A 14,180-nucleotide genomic window follows, 5' to 3' on the forward strand; every position below is an offset into this window, starting at 1 on the left:
GACACCGCGACGAAACCCGCCCGGCCGCCGGTCCGGGTAACCTCAGCCACTGCCCCTGCCACTCGTGCCGCCGCCGGGGTGCGGCTGCCAGTGCACCCGGCCAGAAAGGACGCCGTGCCGGCGAACCAGACAACCTCGACGACGGGCACCGGGTCGTCCGGTCGACGCCGGGCATCCACCTCGCACCGCGATCCACGGCTCACGGGCACCCGCGACCGGCCCACCGCCGAGCAGCTCAACATCGAGGTCCGCAAGACGTACGCCGACTGTGCCGAGGTCACCGGCCCGCCCACCACACCGGAGCGGCCCGACCAGCCGGTACGGTTCCGGCCCATCGCCGGCCGGGGCGCCCGGTTCGTGCTCACCCTGCTGGTCCTGGCGAACCTGGGCGCCACCCTGCTCTTCGTCGGCTGGCTGCTGCTGCCCGAGCACGTGCCCGGCGCGGTACGCCCCGACGACGGCTGGCAACTGGCGGTGGCCCGGACCAGCTACTGCGTGATGATCATCGCCGAGCTGATCCGGCTGATGCAGAGCGTCACCATCTGGGTCTTCGCCTTCTACGCCAAGGACCCGGTACCGACGGACCCACCCATCGGGCTGCGGGTGGCGCTGCTCACCACCATCGTGCCCAGCAAGGAACCGATCGACGTCGCCGAGCGCACCCTGCGCAAGATGAAGGAGGTCATCTACGCCGGCAAGGTCGACGTGTGGATCCTCGACGAGGGCGACGACCCGGCCGTCAAGGCGATGGCCCGCCGGATCGGGGTGCACCACTTCAGCCGCAAGGGCCGAGCGGAGTACAACCAGCCCGCCGGTGAGTTCCGGACGAAGACCAAGTCCGGCAACCACAACGCCTGGCGGGCCGAGCACGAGCACCGCTACGACGTGATCGCCAACGTCGACCCGGACCACGTACCCATGCCCGGCTTCCTGGAACGCACCCTCGGCTACTTCCGTGACCCGGACGTGGCCTTCGTGGTCACCCCGCAGGTCTACGGCAACATGCACCAGAACTGGGTGGCGCACGGCGCGTCCGTCCAGCAGTACCTGTTCAACGGGGTCATCGCCCGGGGCGGCAACGGACTGGACGCGCCACTGCTGACCGGCACCGGTCACCTCTACCGACCGTCCGCCTGGCGGTGCATCGGCGGGTACCAGGACTCGATCATCGAGGACCATCTGACCAGCATCCGCATCCACGCCGCCACCAACCCGCAGACCGGCCAGCCCTGGAAGGGCGTCTACACCCCCGACGTGGTGGCCATCGGCGAAGGCCCGACCTCCTGGGCCGACTACTTCAACCAGCAGAAACGCTGGGCGGCCGGGATCTGGGAGATCCTGGTCCGCCCCGACCTGCGGGCCCCCCGCGAACTGCGCACCCGCCGGCGCTGGCAGTACCGGCTGCTCCAGTTCTACTACCCCAGCGTCGCGGTCGGGGTGCTGCTGGGTAACGCCGCCACCGCCGTCTACCTGCTCACCGGGGTCAGCTCGGTACGCCTCGACGCCAACCTGTGGGGGCTGCTCTGGAGCGCCACCGTGGTCACCTGGTTCGTGCTCTGGCTGTGGCTGCGCCGGTTCAACATCGCCGCCCACGAGCGGGAGGAGATCGGCATGCCCGGGATGGCCCTCGCGCTCTTCGCCGGCCCGGTCTACGTGGCCGCCGGCATCGGGGCGCTGCTGCGCCGCAAACTCGCCTTCGTGGTCACCGCCAAGGGCAAGCTGCGCACCACCGAGTCGCTGGCCACGTTCCGGCTGCACCTGCTCTGGGCGGCGTTCGCCGCCGCCCTGCTCGGGGCGAGCGTCGTGCTGGGACACGACTACACCCTGCTGCGGTTCTGGGCCGGACTGACCCTGTTCACCGGGCTCGCCCCGCCGGTCATCGCCGCCGTCTCCGGGCTGGCGGCCCGCCGCCGACCCGCCGAGGAGACCGCACTGCCCTCCCTCGGCTGGCGCGCGGACGACCCGATCACCACCTCGCTGGACAAGCGGGACCGCTGGGACGACGACACCGGCGGCTGGGTCCGCGACACCGACGGCGTGCTCACCCCGGCACCGGCCTGGCCCGGTCGCCGGGCCGGCCGCCGGGTGGTGGACTCACCGACCGTCTTGCTGCCGACCACCACCGCCGGTCAGGATCCCGACGACGCCACCGCGTTGATCCCCCGGGCCCGCGGACCACTCGACCCCACCGCCGGACCCACCGCTGGACCCACCGCCGATCCGTCGCGCCGACCGGGAGGGAACCGATGGTGAGACTGACCGGCCCCCGGGTGCTGACCGTGCTGCTGGTCCTGGCCCTGGGCGGCTACACCTTCGTACTCGCGCCACGCCTGTTCGCCGCACAGCAACCGGCCCTACCCGGCCCGGTGGCCGCCGACGAACCGTCGGCCAGCCCCGGCGCGACCGTGACCGCACCGCCGCTCTTCCCGCCGGAGGACCAGGCGTTCATCGGGGTGACCACCAAGGAGGGCACCTACGACTTCGCCCCGGTCGACCGGTTCGGCAAGGCGATCCGGCACCGCCCGAGCGTGATGCTGTTCAACCACGGCTGGGCGGTCAACGAGACGTTCGACCGGGCCGAGTTCGACGCGGTCGCCCGCCGGGGCATGCTCCCGATGCTCAGCTGGGAACCGTGGAACTACAAGGACGACCGGAAGAACGCCGACGGCACCCACGCCAGCCAGCCCCGCTACCAGCTCAACACCATCTACGGCGGCGAGCACGACGACTACATCCGCGCCTACGCCACCGGCATCAGGCGGCTCAACTACCAGGTCGCGATCCGCTTCGCCCACGAGATGAACGGCTTCTGGTACCCGTGGGGCGCCGACGTCAACGGCAACGTCGCCGGGGACTACGTGAAGGCGTGGCGGCACGTCCGGCAGGTCTTCACCGAGGCGGGCGCGACGAACGTCATCTGGGTGTGGAGCCCGAACGTCCTCTTCGGCGACAAGCAGCTCAAGCCCTTCTACCCCGGTGACGAGTGGGTGGACTGGATCGGCCTGTCCGGCTACTACGGCACCGAGGGCACCGAGAACTACCGCTCCCCCCGGACCGTCTTCGGCCGGTCCATCACCCACCTACGTACCTTCACCGCCAAACCGCTGGTCATCACCGAGACCGCAGCCACCGACAACGCCGGCCTGAAGGCCCGCTGGGTACGGGAGTTCTTCGGCTACCTGGAGGACAACCCGGACATCATCGGGTTCATCTGGTACGAGTCGGTTAAGGAGTGGGACTGGCGGATCGCCACCGCCCCGGCCGCCTCGGCCGCCTTCGCCACCGAGGCCGACGACAAGCGGTACGACGTGCGGTGGACGACGAACGTGGTGCCCCGGGTGACCGCCGAGGTGCCGCCCCGACCGACCGGGTCCCCTGCGGAACCCACCGGCACGGCACGTCCACGGTAGACGTCCCGGCCCGGCTGCGGGGTACGGGACGCCGTGCCCATCCCGGCCGGGCCGCTCGGCACCCGCCAACCCCTGGTCGGCTCCTGATAGCCTGCCTGCTCGTGAACGACGTTCAGGGGGGCCCGCCCGGCGGGCAGGACGGATACGACGAGTACGGCCTGCCGGTCACGGGGCAACGACACCTGCCACCCCCGCCGGCGCCGGGACCGCCACCGGGCGTGGCGGCCGGGCCGGTGCCGCCGACCGGCCATCCGATGCCCGTTCCGCCGGCGCAGCCGGCCGGCCCGCCCTCCGGTCCACCGGCGGGCCCGTTCCCACCGTCATACGGACCGGGCGGGCCGTACCGGCCGGTGCCGCCGCCACCCGGCCCGCCCGGCGGCCCGACCGCAGCCCCGACCCAGCCGATGCCCGTCGTGCCGGTGCCCCCGCAGCCGGCACCCGGCCAGCCGATGTCGGCACCGCCGGTATCCGGGCAGCCCATGTCCGGGCAGCCCATGTCCTCCCCGCCCGTGTCGGCCCAGCCGATGTCGACCCCGCCGCACGCCAACCCGTTCGCCCAGGCACCTGCCCAGGCGTACCCGACGGGGCCCCGGCCCACGCCGGTACCCCCGCCGGTCGGGCCGCCCCCGGGTCCGGCCCCCTCGTTCGCCGATGATCCGCTCAGCCCCAGCCGGGGCCCCCGGATCGTTCCGACGCCGAAGCCTCCCCGCAGCAAACTGGTACCCGGCATCCTCATCGGGCTCCTCGCCGGGCTGCTGCTGTTCGGCTCGGCTGGATACGTCGTCGGCACGAAGCGGGCACCCGAGACACCGGCCGCGCCGCAGCAGACCGGCCAGCCCGCCGGAGACGGCAAACTCGGCGTGTACGAGCAGACCCAGCTCGCCGTCAACCGCGAGAAGTTCACCGGCGACCTGCGCACCTTCGCCGAGTCGTGGCTGCCGTACGTGGCCAGTTGCGTCCGCAACGGCCAGCCGTACGGCCCGCAGCTCGGTGACGGGGAAACCGTCCGGATCGCCTGCCAGTACGGCAGCGTGAACGTCAACTTCGTCCAGTTCGTCTCCACCCAGGAGCGCGACAAGGCCCGCGAGCGGCACATGCTCCAGCACTACGACGCCACCAAGCTGCTGCCCGGCGTTGCCGGACCGGCCACGAAGCGCAGCACCTCCGGGCACGCCGAGGGCAACTACATCGAGTACGGCTTCAAGCTGGACGACGGCCGGCTCTTCGCCGGACTGTGGTGGGACGACACGAAGTCCCCGGTCAGCGGTTTCCTGGTGGCCAACTGGAACGACGGGCTCGACCAGAAGTGGGAACCGATGCGCGACGTCTGGCAGCGGTACAGCTGACCCATGGCGGGGACACCGGGCCTCACTGCGGCTTGGTGTCCCAGCTGTGCACCCGTACGTAGTCGACGACCATCCGCTGCGGGAACCGGGTGCGGTCGGCGGGCCGCCCGGCCCACTCGCCACCGACGGCGAGGTTGAGCACCAGGAAGAACGGCTGGTCGAAGACCCAACCGGCCAGGCCGGTGTTCTCCGGCGTCCGCCGGCCGTACCACACCCCGTCGACGAAGAAGTTCACCGCCTCCGGCGTCCACCGCACCGTGAAGGTGTGGAAGTCGTCGGCGAAGGACCGCCCCTGGGGCAGGGTGAAGGTGGCACCACCGGAGTGGCCGGGTGCGTGCACCCCGCCGTGTACGGTGTCCGCCTCCTCACCGGGGTGTTCCACGACGTCGATCTCCCCACAGTCCGGCCAGCCGGCGGTACGGATGTCGTCGCCGAGCATCCAGAAGGCCGGCAGCAGACCCGCCTCCACCGGTAGCTTGATCCGGGCCTCGAAGGTGCCGTAGAGCTGGCTGAACCGGCCGGCGGTACTCAACCGCGCGGAGGTGAACCGGCAGGGGCCGTCCCGGCAGATCCGGCTGCCGGAGTCGTCACGCAGTGCGGTGATCACCAGGCTGCCCTGCCCGTCCAGCGCGACGTTCTCCGGACTGTCCGTGTAGTACTGCAACTCCTCCCGGTTCCACTGTCCACCCCGGTCGTAACCCCACCTCGCCGGGTCGGGCGGGCTACCCGCCGGACCGTCGAACTCGTCGGACCAGGTGAGCTGCCCGGGCAGGACCACCGACGTGCCCTCCGGGGTGGCCGGGGGCACCCCGGGAGCCACCGTAGTCTGCGGCGCGGCGCCGCAGCCGGCCGCGGCGAGGCAGATCAGGCCAGCGGTGAGCAGTGCCAGGCGCCTGCGGCGGGTGGAGGCGGGCAGCCGCAACGTATCGTTCCTTCCCCCGAACGGACCGGTCGTCGGGTCCATCATCCACATGGTGAGCCGGCATCTCGCAACCCCATGACCAGCGCGATGTTCAGGTGCAGCAGCAGGCCCGTCGGGCGCGGCCGGACAACGGGTGGGATCAGGTAGTCACCCGGTTCGTCACGCAGAAACGAAAAGAGGGCCTGTCCGGTTTCCCGGACAAGCCCTCTGACCTGGTGGGCGATACTGGGTTTGAACCAGTGACCTCTTCCGTGTCAAGGAAGCGCGCTCCCACTGCGCCAATCGCCCTCGCATGTTGCCGAGGTGGAGACGGGATTTGAACCCGTGTACACGGCTTTGCAGGCCGTTGCCTCGCCTCTCGGCCACTCCACCGAGGTTGCCCCCGCTATCGTGGCGGCATCTCCGAGCGGACGACGGGATTCGAACCCGCGACCCTCACCTTGGCAAGGTGATGCGCTACCAGCTGCGCTACGTCCGCTTGTCTCCGGCACTTCCCGGTGACAGGTGAGAACTTTAGCCGAGGCCCGATGCATGTGCCAAATCGGGGGTCCCCGGCGCGCCGCCGTGCGGCCGCCCCTCGCGCCCGGCGGGGGCGACCCGTCACCCGAGCACACTGTCGAGCTGCTCCGTCCACGCATCGGGCAAGGGGCCTGCGTTGCGGCCCATTCAGGGCAAACAGCTCACTGCGGAGCAAACTGGCGGTGACCGCCCTGGCTCGGCACGCCACCGCCCGCCCGACACCGGGCCTCCCTACCGACCGGGTGGCGGAATGCCAGCGAAAGGTGTTCTACCTGGGGTGGGACCGGCGCCGACGCCACCTCTGGGCTACCTCACGCCAGGCCCAGGCCACTGGCCCAGCACGCAGCCAAAGGGGCGCCACCCGCGCTAGGCATCCTAGGAACCTGGCATATTGGTCCGGCTGCCGGCCTGCCGGCACTGCCCCGCAGCCTCCCAGCACCGTCTCACGACCTCCCAGCACCACCCCGCGGCCTGCCGGCGATAGCACAGACGGAGCAGCTCGACAGTGCCCGACCCGCAAGCGCACACTCCGCCGCCGCAAACCAGGGTGCCCCACCCACGGGGTGCCCCACGCACGGAACCCGCAGCAGCTCGACCGACAAGACCGCCCTACTCGCCCGATCTCGGTCAATAGCCTAAATGGTGTCCGATGTCCGACCATGCCGTTACCAATACCCCAGGGATGATCACTCCCCGTACTCACGTGAATAGGCTACGGTAGCCGCGTGACGAGACGTGCGGCCGAGATCCGCCTGGATGCCCTGCTGCGCACCGCCTGTGACGTGATCGTGGAACGAGGTCTGGCCAACACTCGCACCGCGGACGTCGCCCAGGCCGCCGGGGTGAGTCAGGCGCTGGTCTTCTATCACTTCGCCACCAAGGAGCGACTACTCGCGCAGGCGTTCGCGTACGCCGCCGAGCAGGATCTGGCCCGGCTGGACGCGGTGGCCCGGTCCAGCGCTCCCCCGCTGACCAAGCTGAAACGGCTGCTCAAGCTCTACGCCCACACCAGCCGACCGACCGCCTGGGCGATGTGGATCGACGGCTGGGCGGAGTCGTTGCGTACCCCCGAACTGGAGAAGGTCTCCCGCCGGCTCGACCTGCGCCGACGGGAGGACCTGGCGGCGGTCATCGCGGCCGGCGTGGCCGACGGGAGTTTCGACTGCGCGGACCCGGCCGGGGCCGCCTGGCGGATCAACGCCATCCTCGACGGCCTGGCCGTGCAACTGGCCGTGCACGAAAGGGTCATCTCCCGTCGCCAGTTCGCCGAGTGGGTACGCCTGACCACCGCCCGGGAGCTGGGCCTGGACCCGGGCCAACTGGACTGACCACGACCGACCCGCGACCGATGCCGGCTCCCGGGCGTAACCGGCCGATCGGCGGGAAGAACCGCCCCATGGACCTGATCGAGACGTACCGGCGCAGCCTGACCGAGTTCACCGACCGGGTCGGTCGGGTCAGGCCCGAGCAGTGGTCGGATCCGACCCCCTGCCCGGACTGGGACGTCCGTACCCTGGTGGGTCACGTGGTGGGCGAGGACCGCTGGGTGGTGCCGTTGTTCGCCGGGGAGACCGTCGAGTCGGTGGGGGACCGGTTCGCCGGTGACCAGCTCGGCGCCGACCCGGCCGGGGCGGCCCGGGACGCGGTGGCGCAGGCCGAGCAGGCGATGGCCGCACCCGGTGCGCTGGAGCGCACGGTCCACCTCTCCGCCGGGGACACCCCGGCCCGGGAGTACGTCCAGCAGCTCGTCGCCGAACACCTGATCCACGGCTGGGACCTCGCCGTGGCGATCGGCGCGGAACCCCGTCTGGACCCGGCGGTGGTCCAGGAGTGCGCCCGCTGGTTCGCCGAGCGGGTCAGCGACTACCAGGAGGGGAACCTGGTCCGCCCCGGGGTGGACGTGGCGGCCGACGCGGACGAGCAGGACCGGCTGATCGCCGCGTTCGGCCGGGACCCCGACTGGGCGCCGGGCGACTGACCACGGACGACGAATGACCACGGACGACGACTGACCCACCGGTCCGGCGGGCCACCCCGGAACGACGCGGGCCCGGCCGGGTCACCGGGCGGCGGAGGTCCCGAGGCGGGACCGCAGCCGGGGCAGCGCCCGGGGCGCGACGTTCGCCCGGTCCAGGTCGCCGTCGTAGTGCGTGAGCACCCGGTGGTCCATGACCCGTCGCCAGAGCGGCGGCACCAGCGCGCAGACCACCATGGTCGCGTACCCGGCGGGCAGTTGCGGGGACTCGTCGAAGGTACGCAGCGCCTGGTACCGCCGCAGCGGGTTGGCGTGGTGGTCGCTGTGCCGCTGCAACTGGAAGAGGAAGATGTTGGTGACGGTACGGTCGCTGTTCCAGCTGTGACGGGGGTCCACCTTCTCGTACCGGCCGGCGGCGGTCCGCTGCCGGGCCAGCCCGTAGTGCTCCAGGTAGTTGACCACCTCCAGCAGGGAGAACCCGGCAACCGCCTGGAGCAGCAGGAACGGCAGCACCGCCGGGCCGAAGGCGACGGTCAGCAGCGCGAACACCAGCACCGTCATCGCCCAGGCGTTGAGGATGTCGTTGTGGTACGTCCACGGGCTGCGGCCACGTAGCCGGAACCGGCCGGTCTCCAGCCGCCAGGCCGACCGCAGGCTGCCGATCACGGTACGCGGCCAGAACGCCCAGAAGCTCTCCCCCAGGCGGGCGCTGGCCGGGTCCTCGGGGGTGGCCACCCGGGTGTGGTGCCCCCGGTTGTGCTCGACGTAGAAGTGCCCGTACCCGGTCGGGGCGAGCGCCACCTTACTGAGCCACCGTTCCAGGCGCTCCCGCTTGTGGCCCAGCTCGTGGGCGGTGTTGATGGCGATGCCGTTGACCACCCCGAGGGTCGCCACCAGCCCGGCCACCCCGAACAGCGACAGGTCGGCGGTGGTGAACACGTGACAGCACAGCACCAGGGCGGCGTACTGCACGGGCAGGAAGAGGTAGGTGAGCCACCGGTAGTAGCCGTCGCGTTGCAGCGCGGGGACCGCCTCGTCGGGCGGGTTGTCCCGGTCGTCGCCGATCAGCAGGTCGACGACCGGGATCACCCCGAAGACCACCACCGGGGTGAGCCACCAGGCCCACACCGCGCCGGTGCCGCGCCAGGTGAGGAAGGCGAGGAACGGAAGCACCGGGACGAGCAGCGCCAGCGGCCAGAGCGGCCGGCGGGGGTCACGCCAGCCGGCCGTCGCCCGGGTCGGGGCAGGGTCCACAGCCATAGTCAACCTCCGATCGCTGGTCGATGTCCCGAGCCTGGCACGACCCACCTCTTTTTACAAGACAGAAGTTTTTGTAAAGGGAATGGCGGTGGTGGGCCGGCCCTGCGGCGCGCGGCCGGTGGCATACCGGGCAGAATCCGGCAGGTGTCCGACATCGCCACGGCCTTCGTTCGCCTGCACGCCCGCCTCGCCCCGGTCGCCTTCGTACCCGAGGTCCGCCTGCACCAGGCGGACGAGCCGATCGGCCTGTGGGAGCTGACCGAGGGCGAGTTCCGCAGCGAGCAGCCCCCGCCGTTCTGGGCGTTCGCCTGGGCCGGCGGTCAGGCGCTGGCCCGGTACCTCATCGACCATCCCGAGGTGGTCGCCGGCCGGCGGGTACTCGACCTCGCCTCCGGTTCCGGGCTGGTCGCCATCGCCGCCGCCCGGATCGGCGCGGCGTCGGTCCGGGCCGTCGAGGTCGACCCCCGGGCGGTCGCGGCCGTCAGGTTGAACGCCGACGCCAACGGGGTACGCGTCGACGCCGAACTGGCCGACCTGCTCGACGGTGCTGCCGGGGACGCCGAACTGGTCCTCGCCGGGGACGTCTTCTACAGCGAGGCGATGGCCAACCGGGTACTGCGTTTCCTGCTGCGCGCCGCCCGCGGTGGTGCCCGGGTGCTGGTCGGTGACCCGGGCCGGGCCTTCCTGCCCCGCAACCGGTTCACCGAGCTGGCGACCTACGACGTCCCGGTCCCACCGGCGCTGGAGAGCGTACGGGTGAAGCGGACCACCGTGTGGGAGTTGGTCGCCGGCCCCGGTCGGACCGCTGGGTAGCCTGACCGCCGTGCTCTTCTCCAGCTGGCGGGGCCCCGTCGCGGACCCGTGGCCGGACATTGCCACCGTCACCGACCACCTCGGGGTGCCGCACCTGGTGGTGACCCGGCACGCGCTGGTCCGTCAGGTGCTGGGCGATCCGGGGACCTGGCGACCGGAGAACGCCCTGGACGCGGTGACCCCCATCCCGGTGGCCGCCCTTCGGGTGCTGACCGGGCACCGGTTCCGGTTGCCGCCCACCCTGGCCAACAACGGCGGCGCGAGCCACCCCCGGATCCGGGCGATCGTCGCCGAGGCCCTGCACCCGGCCCGGGTCGCCGAGCAGCAGCCCTGGCTGACCGGTCTGGTCCGGGCGCGGGTCGACCGGCTCGCCACCGCCCTCGACGCCGGGGAGTCCGTCGACCTGCACGCCGGCCTCGCCGCCGACCTGCCGCTACGGGTACTGGCCCGGATGGTGGACCTGCCGGCGGCGGAGACGGCGACGGTGAAGGAGTTCTCCCGGGCCGCGCTGGAACTGTTCTGGGCGCCGCTGGATCACGACCGGCAGGTCGCCCTCGCGGCGACCGTCGGGCACTTCCACCGGGTGCTGCGGGACTTCGCGGCGACCGGTGCTGGCCTGGCCGCGCGGCTGCGCGCCGACGGGCACCCGGTCGACGTGGTGGTCGGCGCGCTGTTCTTCCTGCTGGTCGCCGGTCAGGAGACCACGTCGCAGTTCCTCACCCTGCTGCTGCACCGGTTGACCGGTGAGCCGACGGTACTGGCCGGGCTCCGGTCGGGCACCGTGCCGGTCGCCGACGTGGTCGAGGAGGGGTTGCGGCTGGAGCCGCCGATCGTGACCTGGCGCCGGGTGGCCGCCGAGGACACCACGCTGGCCGGTACGCCGGTGGCGCGCGGGACCAGCGTGGTGCTCTGGCTGGCCCGCGCCGGGCGGGATGCGGCGGTGGTGGCCGAGCCGGCGGCGTTCCGCCCGGGGCAGCCCGGCTCCCGCCGGCACCTCGCCTTCGGTGCCGGAGCCCACCGCTGCGTGGGGGCGCAACTGTCCAGGATGGAGGCGGCCGTGGTCGTGTCGGAGGCGGCTCCGCTGCTCACCGACGCGGTCGTGGTACGCCCACCGTGGTGCCCGGACAACCTCTCCTTCCGGATGCCGGACGCCTTCGTCATCCGGCGGGACGGTGCCGCGACCGTGGTCAGCCGGCGTTCCCCCGGCTGACCGTCGCCGCCCGGTGCCGATCAGACCGAGGCGATATCGTGCACCGTCGCGGTGACCACCACGCTTTTCGTCTTCTTCCCGGCGGCGTTGGTCACGGTCAGCAGGTAGGTGTGCCGCTGGATGTCGCCCGCCGCGCCGGAGCAGGGGAAGTTGAGCGTCTCGGTACCGGTGGGCGGGTAGTTATCCCCGTAGACGCCCGGCCCGTCCACCGAGAGGGCGACGGTGTCCACGTTGGTGACCTTCCACTCCAGCACCACCGGGGTACCCGGGATCGGGTTGACGTTCGTGCCGGCCGGGCAGGAGGGCTGCTGGCGTACCCGGAAGTAGCTGATCATCGGGCCGCTCGGGGCGGCGCTCGACGGCTTCGGCGCCGGCTGCCCACCGGAATGGCCGGTGCCGCCGTCGCCGCCACCGCTGTTACCGGTGCCGCTGCCACCGGAACTGCCGGTGCCCCCGGAGGCCGGGCTGGCCGCCGTCCCGCCGCCGTCCCCGACCTTGCTGTCGAACGACGGAGCCGGTCCCGTCCCACCGGAGCCGGCGGGGCTGGTCACGACGGTACAGCCGGTGGCGGCGAGCAGGCCGCCGACGGCGACGGCAACGGCACGGGGCAGGACTGGGACACGCATGGTCGCTCCTCGCCAGACGGGACCGCCGGCACGCACCGGACGGTACGTGTCACACGGTAGAGATCCCCGTCACCCCTCGAATCCTGGATTCGTGCCACCCGCGTGCGGGGCAGCGGTACCTGCCGAAAGTCAGGGTTCCGGCCGGTACCGTGGCCGGGCCACGGCGCCGGTCACTGCACGTCCTCGGCCCAGGCCCGCCAGTCGTCGAGGACGCCGTACAGCGCCGGGGTGAGCCAGCCGGGCGCGGATCGGCGGAACACCCCCGGGTCCATCCGGCCGGCACCGGTGGGCAGCGCGCCCATCAGGTTGGGGACCAGCTCGGTGAGGTTGGCCCAGTGCACCAGCTCGGGCTCGGCCGGCCAGGCGCCGACCACCACACCGGCCGGTACCGCACGGCGGTCCAGTGCCTCCAGGGTCAGCGCCGTGTGGTTGAGCGTGCCGAGACCGGCCCGGGCGACGACGACGGCCGGCGCACCGAGCGACACGGCCAGGTCGGCCAGGGTCCAGGCCTCCCCGGACGGTCGCAGCCCCATCGGTACCAGCAAGCCACCGGCCCCTTCGATGAGCACCAGGTCGTGTTTGTCAGCTTCGGCGCGTACCGCGTCGACGACCGTGTACAGCTCCAGCGGGGGCAGCTCGGCGACCCGGGCCGCAGCGAGCGGGGCGAGCGGGTCGGGGAAGCTGGCCAGGGTGCGGGTGGTGGTGGGCGCGGCCAGCCGGTCCACGGTGTCCGCGTCGGCCGGTTCCCCGGTGGCCGTACCGGTCTGGCCGGGCTTGACCACCGCGACCCGCAGCCCGGCGGCCTGGGCCGCCGCCGCGACCGCCGCCGTGGTGATGGTCTTGCCCACCCCGGTGTCGGTACCGGTGACCAGGACCGGTCCCCGCCACGCCGGGGCGCTCACGGCGCACACTCCACGATCACGTCCAACGCCCGCTCGAAGTCCATCCGTGCCACTCCCGCACTGATCGTCAGCCGCAACCGGGACCGGGTGTCCGGCGTAGACGGCGGCCGAAAGCAGCCCACCGCCACCCCCCGGTCTCGGCAGTCCGCCGCCCAGCTCACCGCCGCCTCCGGTCCGGGCGCGGTCACCGACACCACCGCCGCCGACGGCGTGGAGACCCGCAAACCTGCGGCGCGCAGCCGGGCCACCGCCAGGGCGGCGCGGCCGGCCAGTTCGTCCCGCAGCGGATCACCCTCCCGTGCCAGGCCGGTCGCCGTCAGCACCCCGGCTGCCACCGCCGGTGGCAGCGCGGTGTCGAAGATGAAGGTACGACCGGTGTCCACCAGGTGCCGGACCAGTTCCGCCGGCCCGGCCACCACACCCCCCGCCCCACCCAACGCCTTGGACAGGGTGGCGGTGACGACCACGTCCGGTTCCCCGGCCAGACCGGCCTCGACCACCCCACCGGCACCGGACGGCCCGCGGATGCCGAGTGCGTGCGCCTCGTCCACCAGCAGCAGGGCGCCGTGCCGGCGGGCCACCGCGTGCAGCTCCGCCAGCGGGGCGAGGTCACCGTCGACGGAGAAGACCGACTCGGTCACCACCACCGCCGGGCGGCCCGGCGCGGCGGCCAGGGCGGCCTGCACCGCCGCCGGGTCGGCGTGCGCGACGACCACCGTCTCGGCCCCGGAGATCCGGCACCCGTCGATCAGGGACGCGTGGTTGTGCGCGTCGGAGACGAGCAGGGTCCGGGGGGTCACCAGCGCGCGTACCGCGGCGAGGTTGGCCAGGTAGCCGGAGGAGAAGAGCAGCGCCCCGGCGGCGCCCAGCCAGTCGGCCAGGGCGTGCTCCAGCGCGTCGTGCAGGTCGGTGGAGCCCCGCACCAGCCGGGAGCCGGTGGCCCCGAGGCCGTACCCGGTCAGCGCCGTGGCGGCGGCGGCGGTGACCGCCGGGTGACCGGACAGACCGAGGTAGTCGTTGCCGGCGAGATCGACCATCCGCTCGTGCGCACCGCGCGAGCGGATGTGGCGGGTCAGCCCTGCCTTGGCGCGGAGCCGGGCACGCCGGTCCAGTGCCGCCAGCCAGTCCGCCACCGCATCTCCCCCGGGTCGCCGATCCCACCCCGCCCGCCGGCAGGGCCCCGTCTGCCGGGGGAAG

12 protein-coding genes and 3 tRNA genes are annotated in these 14,180 nt (G+C 72.5%); 7 read left to right on the top strand and 8 right to left on the bottom strand.

From position 1 onward, the window contains the following. The first annotated feature begins 90 nt into the window (after window positions 1–90). The 3 genes from V6U90_RS07665 to V6U90_RS07675 all read left to right on the top strand — a co-directional run bounded on the left by V6U90_RS07665 (window position 91) and on the right by V6U90_RS07675 (window position 4,756). Entirely contained in the window at window positions 91–2,253 is a 2,163-nt protein-coding gene (locus tag V6U90_RS07665; RefSeq protein WP_334432619.1) for a glycosyltransferase family 2 protein, read from the top strand. Continuing rightward, on the top strand, window positions 2,247–3,410 hold the full coding sequence (locus V6U90_RS07670) for a glycoside hydrolase family 26 protein (protein ID WP_334432621.1): 1,164 nt from the start codon (window positions 2,247–2,249) through the stop codon (window positions 3,408–3,410). The genes V6U90_RS07665 and V6U90_RS07670 overlap by 7 nt, the downstream gene beginning before the upstream one ends. Before the next feature lie 101 nt (window positions 3,411–3,511). Beyond that, on the top strand, window positions 3,512–4,756 hold the full coding sequence (locus tag V6U90_RS07675) for a hypothetical protein (protein WP_334432623.1): 1,245 nt from the start codon (window positions 3,512–3,514) through the stop codon (window positions 4,754–4,756). 22 nt (window positions 4,757–4,778) lie between these two features. Here the strand turns inward: V6U90_RS07675 and V6U90_RS07680 are convergent, their stop codons facing one another. The 4 genes from V6U90_RS07680 to V6U90_RS07695 all read right to left on the bottom strand — a co-directional run bounded on the left by V6U90_RS07680 (window position 4,779) and on the right by V6U90_RS07695 (window position 6,156). After that, window positions 4,779–5,720: a glycoside hydrolase family 16 protein gene (locus V6U90_RS07680; RefSeq protein ID WP_334432625.1), complete on the bottom strand. Its 942-nt coding sequence runs from the start codon at window positions 5,718–5,720 to the stop codon at window positions 4,779–4,781. 171 nt (window positions 5,721–5,891) lie between these two features. Next, window positions 5,892–5,966 (bottom strand) — tRNA-Val (locus V6U90_RS07685). A 13-nt stretch (window positions 5,967–5,979) separates the two neighbouring features. Next, window positions 5,980–6,050, bottom strand: a tRNA-Cys gene (locus V6U90_RS07690). A gap of 33 nt (window positions 6,051–6,083) precedes the next feature. Continuing rightward, window positions 6,084–6,156 (bottom strand) — tRNA-Gly (locus V6U90_RS07695). 766 nt (window positions 6,157–6,922) lie between these two features. Here V6U90_RS07695 and V6U90_RS07700 point away from each other — a divergent pair. Both V6U90_RS07700 and V6U90_RS07705 read left to right on the top strand, forming a co-directional pair. Continuing rightward, entirely contained in the window at window positions 6,923–7,525 is a 603-nt protein-coding gene (locus tag V6U90_RS07700) for a TetR/AcrR family transcriptional regulator (RefSeq protein ID WP_334432627.1), read from the top strand. 68 nt (window positions 7,526–7,593) lie between these two features. Beyond that, window positions 7,594–8,175 (top strand): TIGR03086 family metal-binding protein, encoded by a 582-nt coding sequence (locus V6U90_RS07705; RefSeq protein ID WP_334432629.1) that lies wholly within the window; start codon window positions 7,594–7,596, stop codon window positions 8,173–8,175. 81 nt (window positions 8,176–8,256) lie between these two features. Here the strand turns inward: V6U90_RS07705 and V6U90_RS07710 are convergent, their stop codons facing one another. Beyond that, window positions 8,257–9,432, bottom strand: a complete 1,176-nt coding sequence (locus tag V6U90_RS07710) for an alkane 1-monooxygenase (protein WP_334432632.1) — start codon at window positions 9,430–9,432, stop codon at window positions 8,257–8,259. Between the two features lie 144 nt (window positions 9,433–9,576). On the opposite strand from V6U90_RS07710, the gene V6U90_RS07715 reads away from it, so the two are divergent. Then, window positions 9,577–10,245: a class I SAM-dependent methyltransferase gene (locus tag V6U90_RS07715; protein WP_334432633.1), complete on the top strand. Its 669-nt coding sequence runs from the start codon at window positions 9,577–9,579 to the stop codon at window positions 10,243–10,245. 1 nt (window position 10,246) lies between these two features. Continuing rightward, complete coding sequence (locus V6U90_RS07720) at window positions 10,247–11,455, top strand: cytochrome P450 (protein WP_334432861.1); 1,209 nt, start codon at window positions 10,247–10,249, stop codon at window positions 11,453–11,455. Window positions 11,456–11,475: 20 nt separating this feature from the next. Here the strand turns inward: V6U90_RS07720 and V6U90_RS07725 are convergent, their stop codons facing one another. The 3 genes from V6U90_RS07725 to V6U90_RS07735 all read right to left on the bottom strand — a co-directional run bounded on the left by V6U90_RS07725 (window position 11,476) and on the right by V6U90_RS07735 (window position 14,116). After that, window positions 11,476–12,081: a hypothetical protein gene (locus tag V6U90_RS07725; RefSeq protein WP_334432635.1), complete on the bottom strand. Its 606-nt coding sequence runs from the start codon at window positions 12,079–12,081 to the stop codon at window positions 11,476–11,478. Between the two features lie 170 nt (window positions 12,082–12,251). Further along, complete coding sequence (gene bioD, locus V6U90_RS07730; RefSeq protein WP_334432637.1) at window positions 12,252–12,992, bottom strand: dethiobiotin synthase; 741 nt, start codon at window positions 12,990–12,992, stop codon at window positions 12,252–12,254. Further along, window positions 12,980–14,116 carry an 8-amino-7-oxononanoate synthase gene (locus V6U90_RS07735; protein ID WP_334432640.1) on the bottom strand — a complete coding sequence of 379 codons (1,137 nt, stop codon included), beginning with the start codon at window positions 14,114–14,116 and terminating at the stop codon, window positions 12,980–12,982. Before V6U90_RS07735 ends, bioD begins: the two co-directional genes overlap by 13 nt. Window positions 14,117–14,180 lie beyond the last annotated feature (64 nt).

Source organism: Micromonospora sp. CPCC 206060, from assembly GCF_036906895.1.
Taxonomy (GTDB): Bacteria; Actinomycetota; Actinomycetes; order Mycobacteriales; family Micromonosporaceae; genus Micromonospora.

Coding starts and splice junctions, on each gene's coding strand:
- V6U90_RS07670 (WP_334432621.1), top strand. CDS start 2,247: ATGGTGAGACTGACCGGCCCCCGGGTGCTGACCGTGCTGCTGGTCCTG.
- V6U90_RS07680 (WP_334432625.1), bottom strand. CDS start 5,720: ATGGACCCGACGACCGGTCCGTTCGGGGGAAGGAACGATACGTTGCGG.
- V6U90_RS07705 (WP_334432629.1), top strand. CDS start 7,594: ATGGACCTGATCGAGACGTACCGGCGCAGCCTGACCGAGTTCACCGAC.
- V6U90_RS07710 (WP_334432632.1), bottom strand. CDS start 9,432: ATGGCTGTGGACCCTGCCCCGACCCGGGCGACGGCCGGCTGGCGTGAC.
- V6U90_RS07725 (WP_334432635.1), bottom strand. CDS start 12,081: ATGCGTGTCCCAGTCCTGCCCCGTGCCGTTGCCGTCGCCGTCGGCGGC.